The sequence below is a fragment of the Rufibacter roseolus genome, assembly GCF_017916365.1.
GTDB lineage: Bacteria > Bacteroidota > Bacteroidia > Cytophagales > Hymenobacteraceae > Nibribacter > Nibribacter roseolus.
This window is the reverse complement of sequence record NZ_JAFMSU010000002.1, coordinates 755,355-781,699: the sequence shown is the minus strand read 5'-3', so window position 1 is coordinate 781,699 and position 26,345 is coordinate 755,355. Positions and strand designations below refer to the sequence as shown.

Here is a 26,345-nt window from a genome sequence, read left to right as displayed (position 1 = left end):
ACTACTATGATTAGAACAAATAACTAATTGCTATAGACTATTCCGTTTTGGAATACTGCCTTTTCATGAACTGGATGAAGTTTTTATAAGGTGCATTGTTCTCGGTGCCTTTGCGCTGAATGAAATTGAAAGTCCTTTGCACCTGCAAATCTTTGATTTTCACCTGCACCAACTCACCGGATTCCAGCTCTTTTAGCACGGCTTGCCGCGGCAGAAAGGCTAGGCAGGTGTCTACCCGTACAAAGTTCTTCAAAGCCTCGGTACCACCCAGCCGGACGCGCACAGGCAATTGGGCCAGTTTGACGCCTCGTTGCACCAGTGCCTCTTCCAGCACCGCCAAGGTACCAGAACCGGCCTCGCGCAAGGCCAAGGGAATCTGGTAAAGGTCTTTCAGCTCCAGGTCATGCTTGATCAACGGGTTGCGGGGAGAGCAGACCGCGATGACTTCATCGGTGAGAAAGGGCGTGTAGGTAACCTGGCTTACCTTGTTGATGCCCTCAATGATGCCCAGGTCAATGTCATGGTCAAGCAGGGCTTTGAGGATGTTCTCGCTATTGCGGTTACGCAGGCTCAGTTCCACCTGCGGGTACTGCGTGAGGTAAGCCGAGAGCACCGGCGGCAGGATGTACAGGGAGATGGTGGTGCTGGCACCCAACACCAGAGAGATTTGCGGCTGAAACTCCTGGCTGATAAGCGGAAGCTCCTGGTGCAAATCATTCTGGATCTGCTGCACCGCCTCCAGTTTCTGGAACAGCAGTTGCCCGGCCGGGGTAAGGCTGATGGTGTTGCCGTGCCGTTCAAACAAACCGGTTTTGTAGTGGTCTTCCAAGGCCTTTATCTGCTTACTGATGGCAGATTGGCTGATGTACAGGATCTGGCTGGCCTTGGTGAAACTAAGCTGACGGGCCACTTCAAAGAAAACGACGTGTTTGTGCGAGATCACGGCAAAGAGAACTATTGAAATGAGGGTTTGCCCTACAAGTGTTCTAACGTGAGGCGGGTACGTTCATTATCCTGGCGGTTACCGGTATTCACCGTAGAGGCCGGCTCAAACAACAGCACGCTTACCTCTTTATCGGCCACGGGCCTGTGTTCCACTCCCCGGGGCACAATCAGGAATTCGCCTTCATGCAGCTCCACCGTTTTGTCTCTGAATTCCATTTTAAACTGACCTTGCACCACCAGGAACAATTCGTCTTCCTCGTCGTGGTGGTGCCACACAAAGGGACCGCTGAACTTGGCAAGTTTTACGTGCTGGCCGTTGAGTTCGCCTACAATTCTGGGGTTCCAGTGGTCAGAGAAAAGGGCCAGTTTCTCCGCAAGGTTTACTTTGTCCATAGGTTTGGCATGATGGCTTGTTGAGGTGAAGATAGCACATTGCCGGTGATTTACCTTTCATGGGCTTTTAGAAAGGTTTTGTACCCAGTCTACAAACAAAAAAGCCTCTCATAGAAAGAGAAGCCTTTTTGGCACTAGGTGCTTAAAGTCTGGCCAAGGGCCAGCAAGAGTAGAAAGGAGTTACAACTTAAGCCGTAGTTCCATTGAGTGCTTCGCCTTTGTTGATTTTACGCTGTTTTTTCAATTTATCGGCCAGCACATAGACGTCGCCATATTCTTCAGAGAATTTCTCTGCGTCGTATAAAACAGTGTCTATTTTGGAATGGTGCTCTTTTGTATCAGCGGTCATGAGCTTATCCCAAAAGATGGTAATTATAGATAAAAAGCAACCGATGGCCAGGTACGCCAGTACGCGCATGGCCGCAATGTCAGAATCGTTGGAGGAAAATGCTATCACAAAGGTTCCGGCAAAGAATCCTATGGCAATCAGGGTAGATAATTGGTCTTTTTTCATGATTTCTATATTTAAAAGCCCTACTGAATTCCATGGAAATGTCACATCAATTGTGATATGCTTAGGTGTTTATACGATCTGGTTTTTAGATAGTTACAGTAGTTTCTTATATTTTTACAATTATCATAAAAATGTCAGGTTTAAAGTACACTTTCTCATCATTTTTTCAATTAAAGTTTGACTCTCTGCTTTAACCGTACTTCCTTAAAAACAGACCCGAAAACATCATTCATATAATCCATTGGCTTGGCAAACCAGTGTTCAAAAACCCCAGGAACCACGGCAGTTTCTACTTTTTAACCTGGTGCATAAATTAAACTGTGCCCAAGGCAGTATAAAACTTGCCATATTCGTAGTTTCTTACTTTGAAGCACAAACCAATTGTTTATGAATATCAGCCAACGCTATAGGCTTTCCCTACCCCTGCTTACCGACATGTACCAACTGACCATGGCCCAGGGATACTGGAAAAAGGGAATGCAGGAGCAGGAAGCGGTTTTTCACCTGTACTTCCGTTCAAACCCCTTCAAAGGCGGCTACACGGTGTGCGCTGGCCTGGAAGACGCCCTTGACCTGCTCAGGAATTTCAGGTTCACAGGTGAGGACCTTGCCTATCTCCGAAGCCTTAAAGGCAGCCAAAACCAGCAACTGTTTGAAGAGGGTTTTCTGGAGCACCTGCGCGACCTGGCTTTTACCTGTGATGTAGACGCCATCCCCGAGGGAACGGTGGTGTTCCCCAATGAGCCGCTGTTGCGCATCAAAGGCCCTATTCTGCAGTGTCAGTTGCTGGAAACCCCATTGCTGACCATTCTTAACTTCCAGACTTTAATTGCCACCAAAGCGGCCCGCGTAGTAGATGCTGCTCAAGGCGATAAGGTGCTTGAGTTTGGCATGCGGCGCGCCCAAGGCCCGGATGGTGCCATCTCGGCGGCCCGGGCTGCTTACATTGGCGGGGTTGGGGCTACCTCCAACATGATGGCGGGGCAGTTGTTCAACATTCCGGTGAAGGGTACCCACGCGCACAGCTGGGTTATGTCCTTTGAAGAAGAGCAGGAGGCTTTCTCGGCCTACGCCGATGTGTTCCCCCATGACTCGGTGTTTTTGGTGGATACCTACAAAACCCTGGATGGCATCAGGAAAGCCATTGAGATAGCTAAAGACATGCGGGCGAAAGGCAGTGAGCTCAGAGGAATCAGGCTGGACTCCGGGGACCTGGCGTACCTGAGCATTGAGGGCCGGCGGATGCTGGACGAGGCAGGCTTCCCGGAGGTTTCCATCCTGGCCAGCAATGACCTGGACGAGCACCTGATCCAAAGCCTCAAGCTGCAGGGCGCCCGCATAGATACCTGGGGAATTGGAACCAAGCTGGTGACCGCCTATGACCAGCCAGCCTTGGGCGGGGTCTATAAACTGGCCGCTTTCCGGCAAACCAATGGCGAATGGGACTATAAACTCAAACTCTCTGAGCAGCTGATCAAAATCTCCACCCCGGGCATTTTGCAGGTGCGCCGCTTCTACCAGGGAAATTCCATTGTGGGCGATATGATCTACTCTGAACCCCTAGAAGTCAATGCCTCGGCCACCATGGTGCACCCCAATGACCCTACCCAGCGAAAAAGCTTCTCCAGGGAATGTACCCATGAAGACCTGCTGGTGCCGGTTTTCCGGGCCGGGAAACTGGTTTATGACACCCCGTCTTTGACAGCGATTCAGCAACGCACCCGGGAGCAGCTTAGCCTTCTGCACGAGACGTACCGGCGTTTCCTGAACCCACACATTTATAAGGTAGGCTTGGAAGAACGGTTGCACGACCAAAAAATGGACCTAATTATTCAGCTCCGCAAAAAAGAGCAAAGCCAGGAAGCATAATACAATTTTCTGTTTAGCCCCTGTATTATCAAAAACAGGGGCTAAACAGAATCAGGTTCTTTTAGCTTAAAAGCTCCTGGCTTTGGATAAAAAGGCCGCCTTTGGCCTGTACATCGGCTTTGGCTTTCGCGAAACCTTCAGCGTTGATGGCTCGGGTGGCATCTTCTATGAAATACGTGGTGAACCCTTCCTGTAGCGCATCAAGGGCTGTAAAATACACGCAGTAATCGGCGGCCAGTCCTACCAGGTATACCTCAGTGATCTGTTTACCTTTGAGGTATTCTGCCAGGGCCGTGGACTTGAGGTGGCCGTTGTCAAAGAATCCGCTGTAAGAATCAATCTTCGGATCGGTGCCTTTCCGGAAAATGGCTTCCACGCGGTTCATCTCAAGAGCTGGAGAAAATTCCGCACCGGGTGTTCCCTGCACGCAGTGATCGGGCCAGAGTACCTGGTCCAGGCCGTGGAGTTGGGTAGTCTCAAAAACCTGTTTCCCGGCATGCTGGGAGGCAAAGCTTTTATGGTCGGCGGGGTGCCAGTCCTGCGTGGCTACTACCAGGTCAAAGTGCGGTTGTAAGGCATTGACAATTGGGAGAACGGCATCGCCTTCCGGAACAGCAAGGGCGCCGCCCGGAATAAAATCATTTTGGATATCAATCAGCAGAAGTGCTTTCATGTGTGTGGGTGTTCGTGCAAAAATAGTCTTTTACGCAAAATCAGGTAAAAGCTTAGTTTATTGAAGGAATTGATTGACCAGGTTTAACCCCTCACCTGCCCCTTTCCTCTTATGATCCATTTATAGCTGGTGAGTTCCTCCAGTCCCATAGGACCGCGGGCGTGCAGTTTCTGGGTACTGATTCCTATTTCGGCCCCTAAACCGAACTGGGCCCCGTCTGTGAAAGCCGTGGAGGTATTGGCGTACACCGCAGCCGCATCTACGGTGGTCAGGAACGATTCTATGGTTTGTGGGTCTTCCGCCAGAATGGCCTCGCTGTGTTTGGAGCTGTACCGGGCAATGTGCTCCAGGGCTTCAGGTAAATCCTGCACCGTTTTCACCGCCAGCTTCAATGACAAAAATTCCGTCCCAAAGTGTTCTTCCTGGGCCAGTTGCAGCAACCCGGCCGGGTAGGCCTGGTTCAAGGCTGCGAAGGCCGGTTCATCGGCGTAGATCATCACCTTTTCAGAGCCCAGGGGAGAAACCAGGGAAGCTAAATCTGCTAACCGGCTCTGGTGAACTAGGAGGCAGTCCAGGGCATTGCAGACGCTTACTCGCCGCGTTTTGGCGTTGAGAATGATGTTTCGGCTTTTCTCCAAGTCTCCTGAGGCATCAAAGTAGGTATGAACAATACCGGCCCCGGTTTCAATCACGGGTACTTTGGCGTTCTGCCGCACGTAATCTATCAGCGCCTGGCTGCCCCTGGGTATAAGCACCTCTACGTACCCGATGGCCTCTAACAACGCCTGGGTAGCCTCCCGACCCGGCGGCAACAGCGTCGCGATGCTTCGGTCCAGCCCGTGTTTTTCAAGTACCTGTTGGATGACCGAAATGATGGCTCTGTTGGAGAACGCTGCATCACTGCCCCCTTTGAGCAGACAGGCGTTGCCCGTTTTAAAACACAGCGCGAAGACATCAAATGTAACGTTGGGACGGGCCTCATAGATGACTCCTACCACGCCCAGCGGAACCCGCACTTTGGTGATCTTCAAGCCATTGGGAAGTTCCTTTTGCAAAAGGACTTCGCCTAAAGGTGAGTGGAGGCTGACTACGTTCTCCAAGTCTTTGGCGATGTCTTGCAGGCGTGCCGGAGTAAGTTTCAGGCGGTCATATTTGGGGTCATCCGGAGACATGCGCGCCAGGTCTTTCTGGTTCTCAACCAGGATAAAGTCCGTCTGCGCCAAAGCAGCCGCGGCCACCTCCCGCAAGATGGTATTTACTTGGTCTGGCTTCAACAGTCCCAGAGAACGGCTGGCTTTTTGGGTTTGCCTGAATATTCCTTCGTATTCCATGCTCCTGTTTACAAGGGTGATTCTTTATTTAATCTACAATCCTTAAGGGTTTTAGGCCTGTTTTCTTTATTTCAGGCTTAAAACAGATAGCGGTTTATACAAGCTCCGGGTTGAGGAAGAGGTAATCATAGTGCACCAGTGGTTTCTGCTTTTGCAGCCCCAGTTTCTCCAGCGCCTTCTCTGAGCCGTACTCGGCAATCCCGAAGCCAACCTGCCGGTGCTGTTCATCCACTAGTTTCACGATGTCTCCTTTCTGGAAATCGCCCTGGATCTGCAACACGCCAACCGGCAACAGGCTGATGGCGGCCTGGGAGCTGCACAAGGCGGCTTTGGCGCCCTCGTTGATTTGCACCACTCCCTTGGCGAAGGTGCCGGAATGGGCAATCCATTTCTTTCTCCCGGAGGCGGATTTATCGGGCAGGAAGCGAGTGTTCTCCAGTTCTCCTTTCAGCAGCCGGGGCAGCACGTTTTCCGTTTTTCCGTTAGTGATGTGCACCGGAATGCCCAGCTGCGCCACTTTGCGGGCCATGTGGCATTTAGTAATCATGCCGCCCCGGCCAAACTGCGAGCGCTGCGTGGTTACAAATGAGGAAAAGCCCGTGGTAGAAGCGTCAATGTCTTTGATCACGGAGCTGGCTGGGTCTTTTGGGTCGCCGTTATAGATGCCGTTCACGTTGCTCAGGATCAGGAGGGCATCGGCGTTGAGCATAGAGGCGATGAGCCCGGCCAGCTCGTCGTTATCAGTGAACATGAGCTCGGTGACGGAGATTACGTCGTTTTCATTCACAATGGGGATGACGTTGTTCTGCAGCAGCACCTGAAAGCAGTTCTTCATGTTCAGGTAATGGCCGCGGTCCCGGAAATCTTCTTTGGTGACCAGGACCTGCGCGCAGACCAGCCCGTGCTGGCTGAACAGCTGTGAATAGGTATTGATGAGTTTCACCTGCCCCACCGAGGCCAGCAACTGACGCGCGCTCACTGCATCCGTTTTCTCGGGAATGGATAGGAGACTTCGGCCGGAGGCCACTGCGCCAGACGAGACTACAATGACTTCCTTCCCCTCCTTTTTCAAGCCCGAGATCTGCTCCACCAGGTGCTGCATGCGGCCTTCGTCTGGCATTCCATTCTGCTGCGTGAGCACGTTGGAGCCTATCTTGACTATGATTCTTTTATAGGTGAAAGGCATGACTTTTACCGGGTTGAGGAAAGGTAATTTTACACCTTTTTACCCATTTTGACTATACTTTTCTAAAACCTGAGGCAAAACGTTAGCAATACTTTAAAGGCAAAAGTAATGACGCAGGCAAAAACAAGTTTAACTTTTTAGAACAGCAGATTATACCGTTGCTCGCGCAAAGGCTTCCCGAAGTCCTCTGATTCTTTTTCCTGGCTCAAGACAAACCCGATTTTCTTATACAATTGGGCAGCGTTTGTCTGTTCATGGGTGGTCCAGAGATAGGTTTTCTGGTAACCGGCCTCGGACAGGAACTCAAGGAAAAGGCCCAGCAATTTTTTACCCAGACCAATTTCCCTGTATCCGGGTGTTATAAGAAAATACCGCAGTTGCGCGGCCTCACCGCGGTCCATGAGCAGCAGGAAGTAATGTACCCCAAGTCACCAGGTTTAAGGTAAGTTCTGATGTTGATGTCTGAAAGCGAAAGCCTGGATGTGGCCATAACTGACGATATGGTTCTGTAAAGGATAGCTGAATTAAATTTAGACAACTGTAAAAAGTAAAAGTCACCACCCTAAATGAGGCAGTGACTCTAGCAATTCTAACCTTCAAGACATTTTGTTGGCTCCTGACCAGAACTTTCCTGATTTATGTAGCGCTGTTTGGAGGATAAATACCTCAAGAAGAAGTTCTGAAGAGGATGATAAACATCTATGTTATAGAACTCAAGCTTGTTTGGTTTTAAAGTTCTGGATGAAGTTGCGGGTAAAGTCTGACAGCACCAAAGTGCCGCTGATACCGGCCCGCTCCACCAATAACGAGTCCCAGTGCTGGGTTCCCTGCCAAAAGACTTCCTTCAAGGCAGAAAGTGCCTCCGGGCTGTAAAGGGCCAGTTTCTGGGCGAAGGCCTGTACTGCCTCATCCATTTCTTCGGTGGTATCAAATACCTGGGCATACAAACCTTTTTCTTGCGCCCAGGCTGCCGACCGGAACTCCGTCGCATCCAATGCCAGTTGCGAGAAAGCCGACACACCAACCTTGCGCTCTACCGCCGGCCCCACCACAAACGGCCCGATACCCAAAGCAATCTCACTTAGCTTTACTGCGGCATGCTGGGTGGCAAAACAGTAATCGGTGGCTGCCGCTACACCCACGCCGCCCCCAATGGCCTTGCCCTGCACCCGCCCGATGATGATTTTACCGCAGGTCCTGCACGCGTTGATTACCTTGGCAAACCCCGAGAAGAACTCCAGCCCCTGCTCTTTGTTCTGGATGGAAATCAACTCGTCAAAGCTGGCGCCGGCGCAGAAAGTCCGTTCCCCCTCGCTCCTGAGCACGATCACTTTTACCCGCTCCTCTTTTCCGGCCTGCAGGATGGTCTGGGCCAGCTCCTTCAACAGCGCCCCCGGCAGAGAGTTGTGCGAAGGATGGAAAAAGGAGATTACGGCACTACCAGCCTCGTCAAGGGTGATGTCAATTTTACCTGTGTGGGTCATTTGGTTTGTTCCTGTTTGTTGGTTATTTTTATAGAAAGAGCCTTTAAGCGCTAAATAGATGGCTGAAAGCGATAATTACTTCGATTGCTTGGTTGCTTTTGGGTAAGAAGTACTTCTAACAGCTTAATCTCCCATTGCAAAAAGAACCCACGCAAGTTGCAAACTTGCGTCAATTTAGCTCCAAGTTGAAAACTTGAAGCAGTGTTAATAGCCATGGTTTTGAGGTTGATTTCTGAAAATCATCCTCAAAACCATGGCTTGGAAGAGGAAATTGGTCACCTTCCAAGGTCTTGATCTGAAAATCTACACACCTTCAAATCTCCTAATCCTCAAATCCGGTTAATCCTGGTTCCGCTTTTTCACCATGGTCATGATGGTAGCGATGGCTACGGTTTCGCCGGTTTCGTCGGTGACATCCACGAGCCATTTCACAATGCCTTTGGCTACGTCTTCTTCGCTGCGTTTCTCCTGGGCTACTTTCTCTTTCACGGTCAGTTTCACCCCGATGGTCATGCCGGGGTAAACGGGTTTGGTGAAGCGGCAGCTTTCCAGGCCGTAGTTCAGCAGGACCGGTCCTTTCTTGGGATCCACGAACATGCCCGCCGCTTTGGAGAGAATGTAATATCCGTGGGCCACGCGACCGGTGAACAGGGTTCCTTCCAATGAGGTAGCGTCTACGTGGGCGTAGAAATGATCGCCGGAGACGTTGGCGAAATTGGTGATATCGGCTTCGGTGACGGTGTGGCGGTGGGTAACCCAAGTCTCGGAGATCTCCAGTTCCTCAAAGTGTTTCCGGAACGGATGCACGTCTTTTTCAATCTGTTTCGCGCCTTGCTGGTACACGCCAGTGATGGCGGTGATCATGGTAGGCGAGCCTTGGATGGCGGTGCGTTGCATGAAGTGCTTCACGCCGCGAACGCCGCCCATCTCCTCGCCTCCGCCGGCCCTACCCGGACCACCGTGCGTGAGCATGGGCATGGGTGAGCCGTGCCCGGTGCTTTCCTTCGCGCAAGCATTATCCAGCACCAGAATACGGCCGTGGTGCGTAGCCGCCCCGATGGCGAATTCCTGGGCAATTATAGGGTCTGCCGTGGCGATGGAGGAAACCAGCGAGCCTTTGCCCATTTTGGTTAGTTCAATCGCCTCGTCCAGGTGCCGGTAGGGCATGATGGTAGCCACCGGCCCGAACGCCTCCACTTCATGCGTATCGGTGTACCGGAACGGGTCTGGGTTCAGCATTACGATGGGTGAGATAAAAGCCCCTTTGTTTTGGTCAGCGCCTACCAGGTTCACCTTGTCCAGGTCACCGTACACAATGGGCGTCTGCTTGGCCAGTTCTTTCACCTGCTCGCGCAGTTTCTTCAACTGTTCCCTGCCCACCAATGCTCCCATGCGCACGCCCTCGGCTTGTGGGTCACCAATGGCGGTTTTGGAAAGCTCTTTGCCCAAGGCTATTTGCACGTCTTCCACTAAATTTTCGGGCACAATAGCGCGACGGATGGCAGTACATTTTTGCCCGGCTTTGGCCGTGATCTCCTTCCGGATTTCTTTGATGAACAAATCAAATTCCGGCGTGCCGGGTACTGAATCCTGGCCCAGTACGGCGCTGTTCAAAGAATCGGCTTCCATGGTAAACGGCACGGCTTCCTGAATGAGCCGCGGGTGGGCCTTGAGCAAGCGTCCGGTATGCGCCGATCCCGTGAAAGTCACCACATCCTGGTACGTCACGTGGTCCAGGATACCCTCGCCAGTGCCAGTCACCAATTGCAATGCGCCTTCAGGCAATAGGTTGGAGGCGATAATTTCCCGCACCACGGCCTCGGTGAGGAAAGCAGTGATGGGCGCGGGTTTCACAATGGCCGGCATGCCCGCCAGCAGGTTTACCGCAATTTTCTCCAGCATGCCCCACACCGGGAAATTGTAGGCGTTGATGTGCAGCGCCACGCCTTCTTTAGGCACCAGAATATGATGGCCCATGAAGGTACCGCCTTTGGACAAGCCCACCGGTTCATCCTCCACGAAGTAAGGCTTGTCGGGGAATTGCTTCCGCAGCGAGGCATAGGCAAACAGGTTCCCGATGCCGCCTTCAATGTCCACCCAACTGTCGGCGCGGGTGGCGCCGGTGCGGTAGCTGAGCTTGTAGAAATCCTCCTTTTTGGCCTGCAGGTGCAGCGCCAGGGCTTTGAGCATACGGCCGCGTTCCTGGAAGGTCATCTTCCGGAGGGCTTTGTTTCCCTTGGCCCGGGCAAACTCCATCATGGCGTTGAAATCAAGTCCTCCGCTGTAGGCGAGGCAGATCAGGTCACCGGTCACGGCATCCACAATCTCGCTTTCCTTTCCGGATCCGGGTGTCCATTGCCCCAGGGCGTAATTCTGCAATACTGCGGTCATATTTTTTTCTGGTTAGTTGCTGATTGGTAATTGTTTAGTTTGCGAATTGCGAACTAAAGATGGAAGGTGTTTAGAGCCGATTTTGGGCAAAACTGGCCTAAAACAAACCCTTAGCCGCTTTTCCGTTCATTCCAGGTTTGGTAGCCTGCTTCCTGCACTTTCCGGTCAGCGGGTACTTCGCGGAGGGGTTCGCAGGGCTTCAGGGTGGCGTGGCAATCGGCGGGAAGCTGCATATAGATTTGGGTACCTTCGGTTTTCCACTTGATCATCTCGTCGCTCACCTCTTTCACAATCTTATGCGGATTGCCCACCACCACACTGCGCGGCGGGATCTTCTCATCGGCGCGCACAAAGCAGAGCGCCGCTACAATGCATTCATCCCCGATCTCCACCCGGTCCATCACTACCGCGTTCATACCCACCATTACATTGCGCCCAATGGTAGCCCCGTGGATGATGGCGCCGTGCCCGATGTGAGCCATTTCCTTCAGCAGCACTGTTGTGCCCGGGAACATATGGATGGTGCAGTTCTCCTGCACGTTGCAGTTGTCCTCAATAATGATCTGACCCCAATCGCCCCGGATGGCGGCTCCCGGCCCCACGTACACGTTTCTTCCAATGATCACATTGCCCGTGACGGTAGCCTGCGGATGCACAAAGGCGCTTTCATGCACCACCGGAATGTAGCCGTTGAACTCGTAGATCATACCCGTTCAATAATGACGGCGTACCCCTGGCCCACGCCCACGCACATGGTCACCAGCGCATACCGCTTGTTTTGTCTGTGCAGTTCCAGGGCAGCGGAGTTCAGAATTCTGGCTCCGCTCATGCCTAGTGGGTGGCCCAAGGCTATAGCCCCACCGTTAGGGTTGATACGCGGATCATTATCAGCAATGCCCAGGGCCCTGGTGCAGGTCAATACCTGGGAGGCAAAAGCCTCATTGATCTCAATTAAGTCGATGTCATTCAGGGTGAGACCGGCTTTCTGGAGCGCCATCTGCGTGGCGGGCACCGGCCCCATGCCCATGTACCGCGGCTCTACCCCGGCAGCGCCCATGGAAACGTAGCGCGCCTTGGGCGTAAGATTATATTTCTTCAGTCCTTCTTCTGAGGCAAACAGGAGCGCGGCCGCCCCATCGTTCAACCCCGAGGCGTTGCCTGCCGTCACGGTTCCTTCTTTATGGAACGCCGGACGTAGCTTGGCCAGTACTTCAAGGGTGGTAGCGGGTTTGATGAACTCATCCAGGGAAAACACCTTGAACTCCCCTCTTTTCTGCGGAATCTTGACCGGCACAATCTCTTGGATGAATCTTCCGGCTTCCTGGGCTTTGGCGGCCTTTTGCTGGGACCACAAGGCAAACGCATCCTGATCCTCACGGGTGATTCCCTCCCGGCGCGCCAGGTTCTCGGCGGTCTCGCCCATGCCATCGGTCCCGAACACCTCATGGATTTTAGGGTTTACGAACCGCCACCCGAAGCTGGAGTCGAACATCTGGGCATCGCGGCCGAAAGGAGTACTGGTTTTAGAGATTACCCAGGGTCCTCGGGTCATGTTCTCCAGGCCTCCGGCGATGAACAGGTCCCCGTCGCCGGTCTGAATGGCGCGCATGGCCGCCACCGAGGCAGAAAGCCCCGAGGCACACAGCCGGTTCACAGTTTCACCGGGCACGGAGAAAGGCAAGCCTGCCAAAAGTAAAGACATTCGGGCAACGTTGCGGTTGTCTTCCCCGGCCTGGTTCGCGCAGCCCATGATCACATCAGAAATGGCGGCCGGATCTACGCTGGGGTTACGTTTCAGCAACTCCTCTATCACAAGGGCGCCTAAATCATCGGGCCGCACCGTGGCCAATGACCCTCCGAAATTCCCGATGGGCGTGCGCACGCCGTCAACTAAGTATGCTTGTTTCATGGTGGTTCTGTTATATTTTAACCTGATCCTTTAGATGAGCTAGGTTAAGTTTTCTTTTTGTTTAAGCTGTTGTAGGGGCAATCCCTTGTGGTTGCCCTTTCCTGTAGCCAAAGCTTAACGGTTCTGCAACCGTCCTAGTCATCCCCCTACCCCCTTCAAAGTGGATGGAATGCGTGTAATTTTAAATCGCTGATTAATGTTACCCTACTTCTTGTTTAAAGCCTTCTTTAATAAAAATGGTCCTAAAACGATTTGTCTTCTCAGCCTAAAAACGTGCTGTTCTCGCGGACTACTTTTCTCAGGAGCGGGCTGGCACGGTAGCGGTCTTCGTGGTATTCCTTGTATAAGGCATCCAGGTTGGCAAGAACATGTTCCGGTCCCAGTTCATCGGCCCAGTCCAGGAGGCCTTTGGGATAGTTCACGCCTTTGGTCATAGCCAATTCGATATCTTCTTTGTTGGCGACTTTTAAAGCAAGGGCATCTACGGCCTCGTTGATGAGCATGGCCAGGATGCGGGTCAGGATTTGTTGGCCCAGCTCTTTGTCTTTTGTTGGTTCTGGGAGAACGGCTCCTTCCTGGTAATTGTAGAACCCTCTCCCCGATTTCCGGCCGAAGTAACCGGCCTCATACAGGCGCTTCTGGGTGAAGGACGGCTTATAACGCGGATCATAGAAAAACGAGGCAAAAACGGATTCCGTGACGCGGTAATTGACATCGTGACCGATGAAATCCATGAGGGTGAACGGTCCCATTCTGAAGCCGCCCAGCTCGGTCATGGCCCAGTCAATGGTAGCGATGTCCGCGATGCCTTCTTCGTAGATGCGGAGGGCTTCGCCGTAGAACGGCCGGGCAACGCGGTTCACGATGAAGCCGGGGGTGTCTTTCGCAATAACGGGAACTTTGCCCCAGGACTGCACCAGGTTCTTCATCTCCTCGGCTAAACCGTCCCGGGTCTGCACCGCGGGAATGATCTCTACCAAAGGCATCAGGGGGGCCGGGTTGAAGAAGTGAATTCCGATCACGCGCTCCGGTTTTTCGCAGGCGGCGGCAATGGAGGCAATAGACAAAGAGGAAGTATTGGTAGCCAGGACACAATCACCGGTGACCATCAACTCCAACTCCTTGAACAACTGCTGCTTCACCTGCAGATCCTCTACCACCGCTTCCAATACGAGGTCACAGTTCCCGAACTCTTGGTTGTTCTCGGTGAAGTTGAGCCGGTCCAGGATGTCTGCCGCTTCGTTTTCAGAGATCTTGCCTTTTGCGGCCATTTTCCGCAAAGTGTCCTTAATAGATTGGGCTGCCCGTTGTAGCGCCTGGGCGTTTTTGTCCAGCAGGTGGACCTTGTGGCCCGCCGTGGCAATAACCTGCGCAATGCCAGAGCCCATGGCTCCGCTCCCGATGATGCCTACAATCATTTCCCTGTGAAGTTAGGTTGGCGTTTCTGGATAAAGGCCTCTACCCCTTCCTTGAAATCTGCCGTATGGCCGGCTTTTTGCTGGTAAACAGCTTCCTGCTGCAGCTGTTCTGAGAGCGAATTCTGGAACGTGCCGTTGAGCAGTTGTTTGGTGTACGCTAAGCCTTTGGTGGGCATGGAGGCAAGTTTCTGGGCCAGGGCCAAGGACTCTGCTGCAAAGGAATCGTCGGGAAAGGTTTTGTAGATCATGCCCATTTGCAACGCTTCTGTAGCGGATACTTTGTCGCCCGTCATCATCAGGGCCGAGGCGCGCTGCAGCCCGATGAGGCGGGGCAGGAAATAGGTACCGGCGCTGTCCGGGATCAACCCTATTTTGCTGAACGCCTGGATAAAGGACGCTGATTCTTTGGCGACCACCAGATCGCAGGTCAGGGCCAGGTTAGCGCCCGCTCCGGCAGCAACACCGTTCACCGCGGCAATGACCGGTTTCTCCAGTTCGCGCAGAAGCAGGATGATAGGGTTGTAATGCTGCACCACAATCTCTGATATCTCCATGCTATTGGGGCCGGTGGCCTCCGCCAGATCCTGGCCGGCGCAGAAGGCTTTTCCCTCACCGGTCAGCAGCACCGCACGCACGGCTGGGTCTTGGGCGCATTGCCGAAGGTGCTCCTGCAGAGCCAGGGCCATCTCGCGGTTGAAGCTGTTGAAGACGTTGGGCCGATTGAGCGTGAGCGTGGCCACGCCGTTTTCCAGAGAGTGTTTGATGTAGTCGCTGTGGGTCATAGTTTTATTTGAGGCACTTGAAATAGTCAAAAGGCTCCAGGCAATCCTGGCATTGGTAATGGGCCTTGCAGGAAGTGGAACCGAACTGGCTGACGAGTCTGGTGTTTTCTGATTTGCAGAGGGGGCACCGCACCACCGTATCACGCCCAAAGAGCGCGTGTATGTCGCCGTTGGGTTCTACCGGGGGCGCAATACCGTAGGCTTCCAATTTGTCTTTTCCCTCGGAAGTCAGCCAATCGGTGGTCCAGGCGGGGCTGAGCTGCAGGTTCACTGCCACTTCTTTGAACCCCTCAGCCAACAATCTCATCCTGATATCAGCGGCGATGGTGTTCATGGCCGGGCAACCCGAATACGTGGGCGTGATGGTCACCTGCACCTTGCCGTCTTCCTGCACCTGCACTTTTTTGAGCACACCCAGATCCAGGATGCTCAGCACCGGGATCTCCGGGTCAGAGACTTCTTCCAATAGTTTCCAGATGCGTTCTTCGGTGGTAAGGTTTTGGGTCACCAATGCCATTCTAAAAGTTAAAGATTCTGTAGGTCAGGCGCTTTTCTCATTTTTGGCCTACGTAAGCAAAAACAGGCTAAAAACAGGAACTTCATTTCTACCATTCTAACCCAGGGTACGCCCGCTGCAGGTACTGAAGTTCGGCTAAAAGGTAACCCAGGTGTTCTGAGTGCCGACCGGTTTTGCCGCCTTTCTGCATGAACACGTTCTGAGGCACCTCCAGGGTCGCCTCGGCGAAAATCTTGGCTACGTGCGCTTCCCATTGGCTCAGTAAACCGCTGTAATCCGGGATGAAGCCAGCCTGGGCTAATGCTTTCTCGGTATCGGTCATGGTGTAGAGTTCGCCGGAGAAAATCCAGAGGTTATCCAAGGCTTTCTGGATGCGGCGGCGGCTTTCCTCAGTGCCATCGCCCAGGCGGATGATCCACTCTGCGCTCCATTTAACGTGGTAGCTGGCTTCTTTGAACGACTTGGCCGCGATGCCCGCCAATCCTTTGTCGGGGCTGTTTTGGAGCTCTTTCAGCAAAAAGTAGTGGAAACCGTCAAAGAGGAACTGCCGCATGACCGTATCACCGAAATCACCGTTGGTCTGTTCCACCAGCAGCGGGTTCTTGTACTCCACGGCATCCCGCAGGTACGCCAGGTCATCCTCGGTGCGCCCCTGGCCTTCCAGCTCAGCGGCGTATTGGTAATAGCTGCGCGACTCTCCTATTAAATCCAGCGCGATGTTCGCCATGGCCAGGTCCTGCTCCAGAATGGGGCCGTGCCCGCACCACTCAGAAAGCCGGTGGCCCAGGATGAGGCTGGTGTCGGCAAGTTGCAGGGTATAGTCAAACAGCAGCGCCCGGAGTTCCGGCGAGTAGCCTTGCAGGTCAACCGTTGGTTTATGGTGTAGGTCCATGGCGCTTACATGTTTTTGATTTCGGCGGGTACCTCGTAGAAGGTAGGGTGCCGGTATACTTTGTCGTTGGCGGGATCGAAGAACGCAGCAGCCTCGTCTGGGTTGGAGGCGTGCACGTGCTTTGACTCCACGACCCAGATGCTCACCCCTTCCATGCGACGGGTATAGACGTCGCGGGCGTTCTGGATCGCCATCTCGGCATCGGCGGCGTGCAGGCTGCCTACGTGTTTATGGTCAAGGCCCTGTTTGCTTCTGATGAAGACTTCCCACAGGGGCCATTCTTTCTGCTGACTCATATTGGTTGAGTGAATGTGATGTTGAGTGATTGAGTGAATGCTTACGCCTGATTAACCGCTTCCCGTTCGGCACGTTTCTGGGCGTGGGCTAAGGCGGCTTCGCGCACCCAGGCGCCTTCCTCGTGGGCTTTCACGCGGGTGCTGATGCGGTCTTTGTTGCAGGGGCCGTTGCCTTTCACCACGTTCCAGAACTCTTCCCAGTCCACTTCGCCGAAGTCATAGCCATTTTTGGCCTCGTTCCACCGCAGGTCTTTGTCGGGCACTGTGAGGCCTAGGAACTCGGCCTGCGGCACCATCATGTCTACGAATCTCTGGCGCAGCTCATCGTTGGTGAAGCGTTTGATTTTCCAGCGCATGGACTGTTCCGTATTGGGCGATTCCGCATCCTTCGGCCCGAACATCATGAGCGTAGGCCACCACCAGCGGTTGAACGCCTCCTGCGCCATTTTCTTCTGGGCGGGCGCGCCGTTGCACAAGGTCATCATGATCTCAAAGCCTTGGCGCTGGTGGAAGCTCTCTTCTTTGCACACCCGCACCATGGCCCGGGCGTAAGGTCCGTATGAAGTCCGAATCAAGGGCACCTGGTTCATGATGGCCGCCCCGTCCACAAGCCAGCCAATCGCCCCGATATCCGCCCAGGATAAGGTGGGATAGTTGAAAATGCTGGAGTATTTGGCTTTGCCCGAATGCAGATCAGCGACCATCTGGTCACGGGAAGTGCCCAGCGTCTCGGCGGCGCTGTAAAGATACAGTCCGTGGCCGGCCTCGTCCTGCACTTTGGAGAGCAGGATGGCTTTGCGCTTGAGCGAAGGGGCGCGGGTGATCCAGTTTCCCTCGGGCAGCATGCCTACAATCTCGGAGTGGGCGTGCTGCGAGATCTGGCGCACCAGCGTTTTACGGTACTGCTCTGGCATCCAGTCTTTGGGCTCAATGCGGATCTCGTTCGCGATCTTCTCCTCAAACGCTTCTTCCAGTGATTTTTCTATGATCGTTTCCATACCCTTTTAACAGTTGTACTGATACTTACGTTTCTTTTTAGCCCTGTGGCAGATGATTCGTTTAGGGCCAGTTTTCTGTAAAACAAGGCCAAAACAGAACTATTATTTGGTAGGGGCAATCCCTTATTATTGCCCTATTTAGATCAAGCAGCAAAGGGCAACCACAAGGGATTGCCCCTACCTAATTGTTATTGGTCAAAATCCACTACCACCCGCTCAGATATAGGCCGGGCCTGGCAGGTGAGGATGTAGCCGGCAGCCACTTCCTCGGGTTCCAGGGAGTAGTTCACGTCCATTTCCACCTCTCCTTCTAGTACTTTGGCGCGGCAGGTGCTACACACGCCGCCCTTGCAGGAGTAAGGCACATCGGCACCGGTTTCGGCGGCGGCGTCCAAAATGGTGTTGCCGTAGTAAGACATTTCCAGATTGAGGTAATTCCCATCCAGGCGAACCTGCACGCGGCTTTTCTTGTCTTCGTGTGCCTGGGCGTTTTCGGCCCGCTTCTGGGATTTCTGGCCCGAATCAGCGGTGGTAAAAAGCTCAAAGTGGATCTTTTCGCGAGGCACGCCCGCCTCTTCCAAAGCTTCTTTTGCCCCGAAGATCATTTCCTCCGGTCCGCAGATAAAGCACTCGTCCAACTCCTCGGCTTTGATGAGCTTCTGCAGGAACACCTCGGTCTTCTGCTTGTCAATGCGCCCGAACAGCAGATCGGTGTCGCCGTGTTCACGGCTAAGGATGTGGTAGACACTGAGGCGCTCCAGGAACTTGTTTTTGAGGCCTTCAATCTCCTCTTTGAACATGATGGAGTTGCGCCCACGATTACCGTAAAGCAGCAATACCTGGCTTTTGGGTTCAGCAAGGAGAACCGTCTTGATGATGGAGAGAATGGGCGTGATACCGCTACCGGCCGCCACCATGAGGTAGCTTTTCTGCTGGTCTGGGTGCAGTTGGGTGTAGAACTTGCCCATGGGCGGCATTACCTCCAGCTCTTCGCCGGGCTGCAGGGCCTCATTGGCGAAGGAAGAGAACCGGCCCTCCGGTACTTTCTTGATGGCCACTTTCCAGATGTTCTCCAGAGGGCTGGAGCAGATGGAATACGATCTTCTCAGCTCCTCGCCGTGATGTTCTCTCCTAAACGTGAGGTACTGCCCTTGGGTGTAGCGGAACGTGTCTTTGAGTTCCTCAGGAACATCCAGGGTCACGGTCACACTGTCGTGCGTATCCCGGTCCACGCTCTTTATTCTGACTTTATGAAATCTGCTCATGCTTGCTATTTGCCCAAACCATTGAATAAAATAGTGAGGATGGTGTTTTCCAGTTCTTCCAGGGAAATGCCGCGGTTGGGCCGCCACCAAAGCTCTACCCAGCGCACCGCCGACAAAAGCGTGAAAAGCGCCACCGAGCGGTTTACCTCTTTCAGTTCGCCAGCCAAGATTCCTTGTTCAATCACCCCGGCCAACCCTTTTTCATATTGGCTTCGCAGCCCTTTGAATTCCGCCAAAGACTCAGGCGCCAGGTATTTCCAGTCATTGTTGGCCACGGAAACTTCCGGACCTTTGGTGACCATCAGGTGAATGTGCAGACGCACCAAGGCCTTCAGTTTATCCATAAAAGGCGTGTTGGCTTTTTCAATCTCGGATAATTGGGTGATGTAGATAGAGGCGATGTCAAAACAGATGGTCTTGAGGATCTCGTCTTTGGAGCTGATGTAGTGGTACATGGTGGCGGCATCCATCCCTACCCTTTCTGCTAGGTCACGCATGGAGGTGCCCCCGAAGCCTTTCTGCTTGAAAAGTCGGGCCGCTTCTTCCATGATGCTCTCCCGCCGGATGTCCTTCTTTTTCTTTATCATTTAAGCTTGTAGAGAACAAAAGCTATTCAAACCCACACCTATCCAATTCCTTTTAGCCAAGCCTAAGCCTTTGCCGTTTCTGAAACAAGTATACAAGGCTAAACGCAATTATTCAAATGTTCGTTTGAATTTTATACCAAATATTTATCCTCTACCCGCATGAACCAAAAAGCCCGGCGAGCTCTGTCTATTCAGAACCCGCCGGGCTAAAGCTTATGAATTCACCTTATAAAGAAATAAGGTAAGACCAAAGATTAGTCGTTCTTTACCAGGAATTCGTAGCGCTTGTTTTCTTTCTCGTCTAGCACGCACACAAAGTCACCAGTTTTCAAGGGCTGCTCCAGCACTAGTTTGCCAGAGGTTTTGTAGCCAGAAACACCCGCCACAATGGTGGGGGACACTACCCCGTCAATCTTGGTTCTCACTTTTTCTTTTCCGGCTGCATCTAACACCAGGATGGTAAAGAGCTTGGGATCGACAGAGGCCGGGGTGTAGCGGGAAATATCAACCTGTAAAAAGCCCCCTACTGGTACCTTGGCCAGCTCTTCTTTCTTTAACGCCTCGTTCCACTTCTTGGCGCGGGCGTCTCTTTGGATTCTGGCCTGTAGTTCCTTGGGCGTTTCATAAACAACCGCCGTGGTTTTGTTAGAGGTTACATCCAGGATGTTAGCGTCTTTAGTGGGCTGCGGCTGCGGGTGCTTCTTTACTTCCTGGGCGGCTGCCAGCAACGGCAACATAAAAGCGATAGAGAGTAATATTTTCTTCATAAAGGGTTAGATAGAGTTTATAATTCAAAATTAAGTTTGGCAATTCACTTATACAAGAAAAGTGCTATTGTATCACCAAGAAGGCAACTGCTAATAACTTCTGGTATTGACAATAAAATACCGGATACAATGGGTGTGGTCAAGTTTAAAAGATTTAAGCCATCTGCACTTTACTAAAAATTATTATTTTGTTTCCTCCAAAAAATCATGCTTTCTGGTTATCCGAACCTTAAGTTAAAACCTTTTTTCATAATCTAATAAAGTGTTGTTTTAATCTAAAGATTCGTTAACCCGTATTTTCCTTGCATCGGGTCACAATTACTGTCAAGAGGAGTTTACTTTAACTTTGATTATTTGTAGGCAGGGTAATTATAGCTACCCCCTTTGCTTTTGGCCATCCTAAGGAAAAATGAAGCACAAACGTATAGACACTTAGTCTGTTAACCTTTCTCTTTTAGCAGGAGTATAGTTTTGCAAGGCTACTAAAAGGAAATTTTTTGCTTCTCACATTTACTTGAATAAGTTAAGTACTTAACATAAAGATGTCCTTTCTTATCTTTCTGAATTGCACTGTTTGGAATAAGTGAGGTTTTAAAGCCTAAAAATTCTTATCTAGAATTAGAATTATGCAAGTTACCTCTACTAATATCCTTTCCCCAACTTTCCACTACCATCCTAGGTAGAGAGGATTACTTAAACTATCACCTATAATTTTCTCCCTTATTTACTTACCCGCTGCCATTGGGCCTTGTGGCCTCAGGACAGAATTTATTCCTGAAGACCTGGTAAATGGTTTTGCCAGTTTTTTTTAAATGCACCAATCCTATTTCTCACCTAACAAACATTTATGTCTAACCTCTATTCTCAAACCATGAAGAAAGTACTAAGTGTCTTTGCGCTAGCCTTCATCCTGGGGGCCCAAGCCTTTGGTCAAGCCGTTGTTGACAAACAATTGGTTCAGGTACTTCAATCTGCTACTACTCCCGTTCAGGTGGTAGTGACCTTCAATGGGTCCGGCGCTCCCAGCAGCACGCACCTGCAACTCCTGCAAAGCCTGGGCCTCAACAAGGGCCTCACCTTCAAAAACCTGCCTATTGCCGGTTTATTAGCCACCCAGGCGCAGGTGGATGCCTTATCTAAAAGCCCTTACGTCCGCTCCATTTACCTGAACAAGAAACTGTCTTACTTCAACCATGACGACACCAACTTAACCGGGGTGCAGCGTCTTAGAAAAGACCAGAACTTTACCACCCGCAACAAAGGAGTTCCAATTTCTGGCAAAGGCGTAGGCGTGATGATCAACGACAGTGGCGTTGACGGAACCCATGAGGACGTGAAATTGGGGACGCACCTGGTGCAGAACGTTCTGGGTTCAACCAATCTTTCTTCCCTGTCTACCCTCCTGCCGGTTACTTACCTGGAGAATGTTCCGAACACTGACACCAATTCTGGCCATGGTACCCATTGTGCGGGTTCAGTGGGCGGAAACGGCGCCAGATCAAACGGCCTGTACGCCGGAGTGGCTCCGGGTGCTACCCTAGTTGGCTATGGATCAGGTGGGGCGCTGTTCATCCTGGACGCCCTTGGAGGTTATGACTACGCCTTGACCCACCAATTCCAGTATGGCATCAGGGTTATCAGCAACTCCTGGGGTACCAGCGGCGATTTTGACCCGTTTGATCCAGTGAACTTGGCTTCCAAGAAAGCCTATGATTTAGGGATAGTCTCTGTTTTTGCGGCCGGAAACGACGGTCCCAGCTCTGACACCCACAACCCTTACGCCATCGCTCCCTGGGTGATCTCTGTGGGGGCTGGTGATAAATATGGTAAGCTGGCCGACTTCTCTTCCCGCGGGGTGAAAGGCGAAGGCGGTACCTTTACCTATGAAGACCAGACCTGGAAATATGAAAACCGCCCAACCATTGTTGGTCCTGGGGTGGACGTGGTTTCTACAAGAGCCATCGCTCCTGTGTCATCTTTATCCGCGCAGATGGATGTGGAGTTGTTGGATCCGGCGCATATTCCCTTCTATGCGCATATGAGTGGTACTTCCATGGCTACTCCGCACGTAGCAGGTGTAGTGGCTTTATTATTGGAGGCAAACCCTTCCTTGACTCCCGGCCAGGTGAAAGAGATTCTGCAGAAGACCGCCACCAACATGCCCGGACATGAGTCCTGGGAAGTAGGGTCCGGCTACGTGAATGCCTACGCAGCGGTGGACCACATCTACAGAAACACTGCTTTTGGTGCCTTCCTGAACTATGCCCGTACTTTCAAAAGCTCAGTGAACACTTCTTCTGAGTCTCAGGCCTTCACCATCAACTTTAACCCTGTGGTAGCGGCCGGCAACCAAATCACATTCAACGTGGCTTCCGGTACCAACAGCATCGAAGCCAAATTCAACGCCACCGGTCTTTTGGGTCAAACTGGTAATCCGGTGAACCTGATCCTGCTGTCACCTAGTGGTGTTGAGTACCGCTCCGGTATTCCGGTGGCCTTCGCTTTGTACTCTGACCGAGGCATGGCTGTAGCTTCTCCAGAACCAGGCACGTGGACTTTGAAGGCCGAGGGCCTGAACGGTCTGGCTCTGCCTGAAACGATCAATGGAACGCTGAACACTTCCAAGATCACCGGAACCACTGGTTTAACTGACATTGCTGGCCACCCGGCCGAAGCTTCCATTAAAATGGCCATTTCCAGACGCCTGATGGATGGGCTTTCCACCGGGTTCAAACCAAATGAAACTTTGAAGCGCATTGATCTGGCAGATTACCTCATGATGGGCCAGGGAATCCGGCAGTTCATGCCTACCACCGGCACTTTGTCTTTCACTGACCTGAGTGGCACGCAAACTCTGCTGGGTGAATCAGTAACTGCTAAAGGCGCCGCCCTGAGAGACAGAGCCCATAACTTCAACGGAGTGATGCTGCCTGCGACTACCGGTAAATTCAACCCTACCGGCACCGTGCAACGGGCGCAACTGGCTTACTCTTTGGTGCAGTCTTTAGGCTTGCAGGAATACGCGCTGCAACGCAACGGCAAACCAGTTTCTGTGACGATTGACGGGCAATCTTACCCTATTGAAGACGGCGCTTCTATTCCTGCCGGACTGGAAGGCTACGTGAGTGTGGCCCTTGATCTAAACCTGATCAACGCTTACTACTCTGTGACCCAAGGCCCATTTGACTTGTTCCCTAAGATGCACGCCAACTTCAAGCCTTTGCAGGAAGTTACCAGAGCAGAGTTTGCCGTGATTGTTACGCGTACCCACGAAAGCTGGAACGCAGTAACGCAACCAACCGCAACTGCCAGCTCCGCAGCCATTGGTTTGCCTGCTCAGGCACAAGCTAGAAACTACGCTTATCCAAATCCATTTACCGGTACTACCACTATCTCTTACTCCCTGGAAGAAGCTGGCTTTGTAACCATTGAGGTGTACAACCTGAAAGGAAGCAAAGTGCGCACCCTGGTGGCCGAAGAGAAAGGAGCCGGTTCGTACTCAGTGCCTTTCCAAGCCGATAACTTACCGGCCGGTACTTACCTGTACAAGGTTTCTACCAAGGGTAAAGAGATCAGCAACAGAATGGTTTTGGCCAAGTAATTATTCTTAAGTTAGGTTGGGAAAAGAGGCTCTCGCATGAGGGCCTCTTTTTTGCCTTCTAACTAGAAAAGTGGGTTTACCTTGAGGTTAATACTATCGTATATACCGAAAAAAATAATTTTTTTTCTTAAACTAAGATACTATTGAACGATTTTTTTACTTACTTGGTAGTACCTGAATAATCAAAAACAATATGAACAACGGTAAAGTAAAATTCTTTAACACCGAAAAAGGCTTCGGATTCATTAAAGACAGCAATTCAAACCAAGAGTATTTTGTACACGTTTCTGGTCTGGTAGATGAAATCAGAGAGAATGACGAAGTTACTTTTGAACTCAAAGAAGGCAAAAAAGGGCTAAACGCGGTAAACGTTAGACTCGCTTAGTCTTTAGTGATAAAGACATCAAAAAAAGCCCTGCCAAAAGGCAGGGCTTTTTTTTGCCCACCCTCACCTGTTTTAGCCTCCTTTCTAATTATTACCTTAAAAGGGGAATGGTTTTATCAAGGGCCGCCACTTGCCTGGTGATAACTACTTCCTCCTTCTCCTGAAATCAAATCACCAAGAATCCATTCAATCCTTTTTTTGACCTGCTGTGACTGCAATCTCTCTGGTTTGCCCGTACTTTGTCTATCCCTCTCTATAACAAGGAGGACCTTTCACCAACTTACCATACAAAGCAGTGCAGCACACCAGAGACAAAGAAGCTATTCTTCATTTATACAACAAGATTCTGCCCCAATTAGCCGAGCACATTTTTCAGAACCTGACCGAGATTACCCCGCTCTTTGATGATTTCAACCTGGAGCGCGTGGTAGACAACTGGACGAAGGACCGGTCTGGCTTCTCAGAAAAGGAAATCAGCATAGAAAACGGAAACGTGCAACAGGTAGGTCTCAGGCTTCGGCTAAATGGGTTCCAACCTGCCGGTGCCCAGACCTTTGACATGAGTAAGGAGTTGGTATTCAAACTTGAGTATTCTTCCTATGAGGTGGGTCCAGATAAGAACACCACTTGGATAGAGAAAGCTTATCTGGAGTCTTGGTCTACAAAGGAATCAGATGAAATAGCCGCCCGCTGGTGCGAAGACCTGATAGAGGAGATTACCCAAAAGGTGCAAAACTTAGGTTAGCCTAAAAAGGCAATATGCTTTTTATTAACATTCACAGAATTGATTCAATGTTAAAGAAAGCAACCTTAAATAACTAACTTTCAAGCAGATATTGCCCCACTTCATCTTACAGGAAATACAAAGTTGTGCTAAAAGCTTTTAAATAGTGATTTTGTTTAAAAGACCTTTAACAGGGATTATTTATTCAAAAAAATTAAAGTGGTTTTCTAGTAAAAATAAAGTCGCTCTTTTTGCTTGCCTGTTTAAGTTTATTTAGTATTTTTCCATCGTTACTATATGTATAAATTAATACTTAATAGTTGAGTAGTTATCTGATGGATCATATTTTTGGTAGTCCTTTACAGTCGCACCAGTATGCAGGGCCCTCAGAGCAGATGTCTGTTGCGAACCTTGTTTTGGCCATGCGCCTGAAGCGGATGGGGCATTCCTCTGATTACATCACTGATTTTGTGACCGGTTCATGGAATCCCATGCCTTTCTCCTCAGACATGCAGGCACCTTGCCCTGAGCTAACGCTGCCCGGAAGGAAGAAAAACTAATCCTCCTTCCGGAGAAGGGCCATTCGGCTTTTCTCTCCATTCTGAACAAAACTCCCTATTGGTTCTCCAGAACCAGGCCTTGGGGTAATTGCCCGTTTAGATGGCCTTATAAAAAATAGAGCCAAAATCCTTCCACCAAAGCTCCCTTCTAAATTTTGACCTAGCTGCCTCTTACTGATTCTTCCGTAAGCCGCTCCAACTCACCCCATTCTTGCTCCAAAAATCCCTTAGAACTTAAAAAGAAAACAAATTTTCTAGTAATCCTTTCTCAATTCTTCAGTAGATTTACTAAAAGCCACCTGCCTATGCTTCCACCCGATGACGATGAAGGCTTCGCTGTGCCTGAGCAACTTCCGCTGTACCTGAAAGGAAGAGAGATTTTCAGTCTCACCAAAAAAATTGCGGGTCTTATAGACGAAGAGGACGAGATTCTTTCTTCCCTGAAAGAGTACATGCTCCTGGATGCCTCCTTTCTGACGGTGAAAGTAGCCGGCGCCGAGGCGGCTGACCTGTATGACCTGCGTATGGAAAACGCTACCCTCATCAGAAAAGCCGCCAACGATCTCCTCTCCCACTGCAACAGCCTTGAGATGTTCGGTTTTAAGGATGTGCAGTATTTTCACCTGCTGCGCGAAGCCGTGGAGGAATACCGGTACCTCTTCGTGGATTGGGTGCAGGGCTTTGACCCTTGGAACTACGTCACAGACAAGTGGGGCCTGTTCAATCCGCCGGGCGTTCAGGCCCAGGATGCGGAAGACGACGGTTTTTAGAAAATCAGCCCCTAAACCCCAAGCCTATCAAAAGAGTAGAAGTGCTATCTTCGTTTGGCCATTGGCTACTAAACCAGAAGAACAGCGC

General features: G+C 51.4%; 26 protein-coding genes. 6 read left to right on the top strand and 20 right to left on the bottom strand.

The window, feature by feature from the left end; translation table 11 throughout:
- Positions 1-37: 37 nt before the first annotated feature.
- The 3 genes from J3P35_RS12230 to J3P35_RS12220 form a co-directional block, all read right to left on the bottom strand.
- Positions 38-943, bottom strand: coding sequence for a LysR family transcriptional regulator (locus J3P35_RS12230; RefSeq protein ID WP_210464878.1), 906 nt, complete (start codon positions 941-943; stop codon positions 38-40).
- A 32-nt stretch (positions 944-975) separates the two neighbouring features.
- Positions 976-1,338: a cupin domain-containing protein gene (locus J3P35_RS12225; RefSeq protein ID WP_210464877.1), complete on the bottom strand. Its 363-nt coding sequence runs from the start codon at positions 1,336-1,338 to the stop codon at positions 976-978.
- Between the two features lie 187 nt (positions 1,339-1,525).
- Positions 1,526-1,852 carry a hypothetical protein gene (locus J3P35_RS12220; protein ID WP_210464876.1) on the bottom strand — a complete coding sequence of 109 codons (327 nt, stop codon included), beginning with the start codon at positions 1,850-1,852 and terminating at the stop codon, positions 1,526-1,528.
- Between the two features lie 387 nt (positions 1,853-2,239).
- Here J3P35_RS12220 and J3P35_RS12215 point away from each other — a divergent pair, with 387 nt between their 5' ends.
- A complete protein-coding gene (locus J3P35_RS12215) occupies positions 2,240-3,721 on the top strand; it encodes a nicotinate phosphoribosyltransferase (protein WP_210464875.1) in 1,482 nt (493 codons plus the stop codon).
- A 61-nt stretch (positions 3,722-3,782) separates the two neighbouring features.
- On the opposite strand, the gene pncA is transcribed toward J3P35_RS12215, so the two are convergent.
- From pncA to J3P35_RS12130, 17 genes are all read right to left on the bottom strand, one after another.
- Positions 3,783-4,394, bottom strand: coding sequence for a bifunctional nicotinamidase/pyrazinamidase (pncA, locus tag J3P35_RS12210; protein WP_210464874.1), 612 nt, complete (start codon positions 4,392-4,394; stop codon positions 3,783-3,785).
- An 83-nt stretch (positions 4,395-4,477) separates the two neighbouring features.
- Positions 4,478-5,725 carry a glutamate-5-semialdehyde dehydrogenase gene (locus J3P35_RS12205; protein WP_210464873.1) on the bottom strand — a complete coding sequence of 416 codons (1,248 nt, stop codon included), beginning with the start codon at positions 5,723-5,725 and terminating at the stop codon, positions 4,478-4,480.
- Between the two features lie 94 nt (positions 5,726-5,819).
- Positions 5,820-6,911, bottom strand: coding sequence for a glutamate 5-kinase (gene proB / locus J3P35_RS12200; protein WP_210464872.1), 1,092 nt, complete (start codon positions 6,909-6,911; stop codon positions 5,820-5,822).
- A 137-nt stretch (positions 6,912-7,048) separates the two neighbouring features.
- Positions 7,049-7,312: a GNAT family N-acetyltransferase gene (locus tag J3P35_RS12195; protein ID WP_210464871.1), complete on the bottom strand. Its 264-nt coding sequence runs from the start codon at positions 7,310-7,312 to the stop codon at positions 7,049-7,051.
- Positions 7,313-7,624: 312 nt separating this feature from the next.
- A complete protein-coding gene (locus J3P35_RS12190) occupies positions 7,625-8,395 on the bottom strand; it encodes an enoyl-CoA hydratase/isomerase family protein (RefSeq protein WP_210464870.1) in 771 nt (256 codons plus the stop codon).
- 339 nt (positions 8,396-8,734) lie between these two features.
- Entirely contained in the window at positions 8,735-10,786 is a 2,052-nt protein-coding gene (paaZ, locus tag J3P35_RS12185) for a phenylacetic acid degradation bifunctional protein PaaZ (RefSeq protein ID WP_210464869.1), read from the bottom strand.
- Positions 10,787-10,896: 110 nt separating this feature from the next.
- A complete protein-coding gene (locus J3P35_RS12180; RefSeq protein WP_210464868.1) occupies positions 10,897-11,493 on the bottom strand; it encodes an acyltransferase in 597 nt (198 codons plus the stop codon).
- Positions 11,490-12,695 carry a 3-oxoadipyl-CoA thiolase gene (gene pcaF, locus J3P35_RS12175; protein ID WP_210464867.1) on the bottom strand — a complete coding sequence of 402 codons (1,206 nt, stop codon included), beginning with the start codon at positions 12,693-12,695 and terminating at the stop codon, positions 11,490-11,492. The genes J3P35_RS12180 and pcaF overlap by 4 nt, the downstream gene beginning before the upstream one ends.
- Before the next feature lie 260 nt (positions 12,696-12,955).
- Positions 12,956-14,113 (bottom strand): 3-hydroxyacyl-CoA dehydrogenase NAD-binding domain-containing protein, encoded by a 1,158-nt coding sequence (locus tag J3P35_RS12170; protein ID WP_210464866.1) that lies wholly within the window; start codon positions 14,111-14,113, stop codon positions 12,956-12,958.
- Complete coding sequence (locus J3P35_RS12165; protein ID WP_210464865.1) at positions 14,110-14,895, bottom strand: enoyl-CoA hydratase-related protein; 786 nt, start codon at positions 14,893-14,895, stop codon at positions 14,110-14,112. The genes J3P35_RS12170 and J3P35_RS12165 overlap by 4 nt, the downstream gene beginning before the upstream one ends.
- A gap of 4 nt (positions 14,896-14,899) precedes the next feature.
- A complete protein-coding gene (gene paaD / locus J3P35_RS12160) occupies positions 14,900-15,412 on the bottom strand; it encodes a 1,2-phenylacetyl-CoA epoxidase subunit PaaD (protein ID WP_210464864.1) in 513 nt (170 codons plus the stop codon).
- 88 nt (positions 15,413-15,500) lie between these two features.
- The gene (paaC, locus tag J3P35_RS12155) at positions 15,501-16,304 is read right to left on the bottom strand and encodes a 1,2-phenylacetyl-CoA epoxidase subunit PaaC (RefSeq protein ID WP_210464863.1); all 804 of its coding nucleotides are present in this window, start codon (positions 16,302-16,304) and stop codon (positions 15,501-15,503) included.
- Positions 16,305-16,309: 5 nt separating this feature from the next.
- Complete coding sequence (gene paaB / locus J3P35_RS12150; protein WP_210464862.1) at positions 16,310-16,600, bottom strand: 1,2-phenylacetyl-CoA epoxidase subunit PaaB; 291 nt, start codon at positions 16,598-16,600, stop codon at positions 16,310-16,312.
- A gap of 41 nt (positions 16,601-16,641) precedes the next feature.
- Positions 16,642-17,598, bottom strand: a complete 957-nt coding sequence (gene paaA, locus J3P35_RS12145) for a 1,2-phenylacetyl-CoA epoxidase subunit PaaA (protein WP_210464861.1) — start codon at positions 17,596-17,598, stop codon at positions 16,642-16,644.
- A 188-nt stretch (positions 17,599-17,786) separates the two neighbouring features.
- Positions 17,787-18,863, bottom strand: a complete 1,077-nt coding sequence (gene paaE, locus J3P35_RS12140) for a 1,2-phenylacetyl-CoA epoxidase subunit PaaE (RefSeq protein ID WP_210464860.1) — start codon at positions 18,861-18,863, stop codon at positions 17,787-17,789.
- A gap of 5 nt (positions 18,864-18,868) precedes the next feature.
- Positions 18,869-19,450, bottom strand: a complete 582-nt coding sequence (locus tag J3P35_RS12135; protein ID WP_210464859.1) for a TetR/AcrR family transcriptional regulator — start codon at positions 19,448-19,450, stop codon at positions 18,869-18,871.
- Between the two features lie 254 nt (positions 19,451-19,704).
- Positions 19,705-20,217 (bottom strand): hypothetical protein, encoded by a 513-nt coding sequence (locus tag J3P35_RS12130; protein ID WP_210464858.1) that lies wholly within the window; start codon positions 20,215-20,217, stop codon positions 19,705-19,707.
- Positions 20,218-21,088: 871 nt separating this feature from the next.
- On the opposite strand from J3P35_RS12130, the gene J3P35_RS12125 reads away from it, so the two are divergent.
- The 5 genes from J3P35_RS12125 to J3P35_RS12105 all read left to right on the top strand — a co-directional run bounded on the left by J3P35_RS12125 (position 21,089) and on the right by J3P35_RS12105 (position 26,257).
- Positions 21,089-23,818, top strand: coding sequence for a S8 family serine peptidase (locus J3P35_RS12125; protein ID WP_210464857.1), 2,730 nt, complete (start codon positions 21,089-21,091; stop codon positions 23,816-23,818).
- A gap of 193 nt (positions 23,819-24,011) precedes the next feature.
- Entirely contained in the window at positions 24,012-24,203 is a 192-nt protein-coding gene (locus J3P35_RS12120; protein WP_123125815.1) for a cold-shock protein, read from the top strand.
- A gap of 295 nt (positions 24,204-24,498) precedes the next feature.
- Entirely contained in the window at positions 24,499-24,948 is a 450-nt protein-coding gene (locus J3P35_RS12115; protein ID WP_210464856.1) for a hypothetical protein, read from the top strand.
- 314 nt (positions 24,949-25,262) lie between these two features.
- Positions 25,263-25,487, top strand: coding sequence for a hypothetical protein (locus tag J3P35_RS12110; RefSeq protein ID WP_210464855.1), 225 nt, complete (start codon positions 25,263-25,265; stop codon positions 25,485-25,487).
- 305 nt (positions 25,488-25,792) lie between these two features.
- The gene (locus tag J3P35_RS12105; protein ID WP_210464854.1) at positions 25,793-26,257 is read left to right on the top strand and encodes a hypothetical protein; all 465 of its coding nucleotides are present in this window, start codon (positions 25,793-25,795) and stop codon (positions 26,255-26,257) included.
- Positions 26,258-26,345 lie beyond the last annotated feature (88 nt).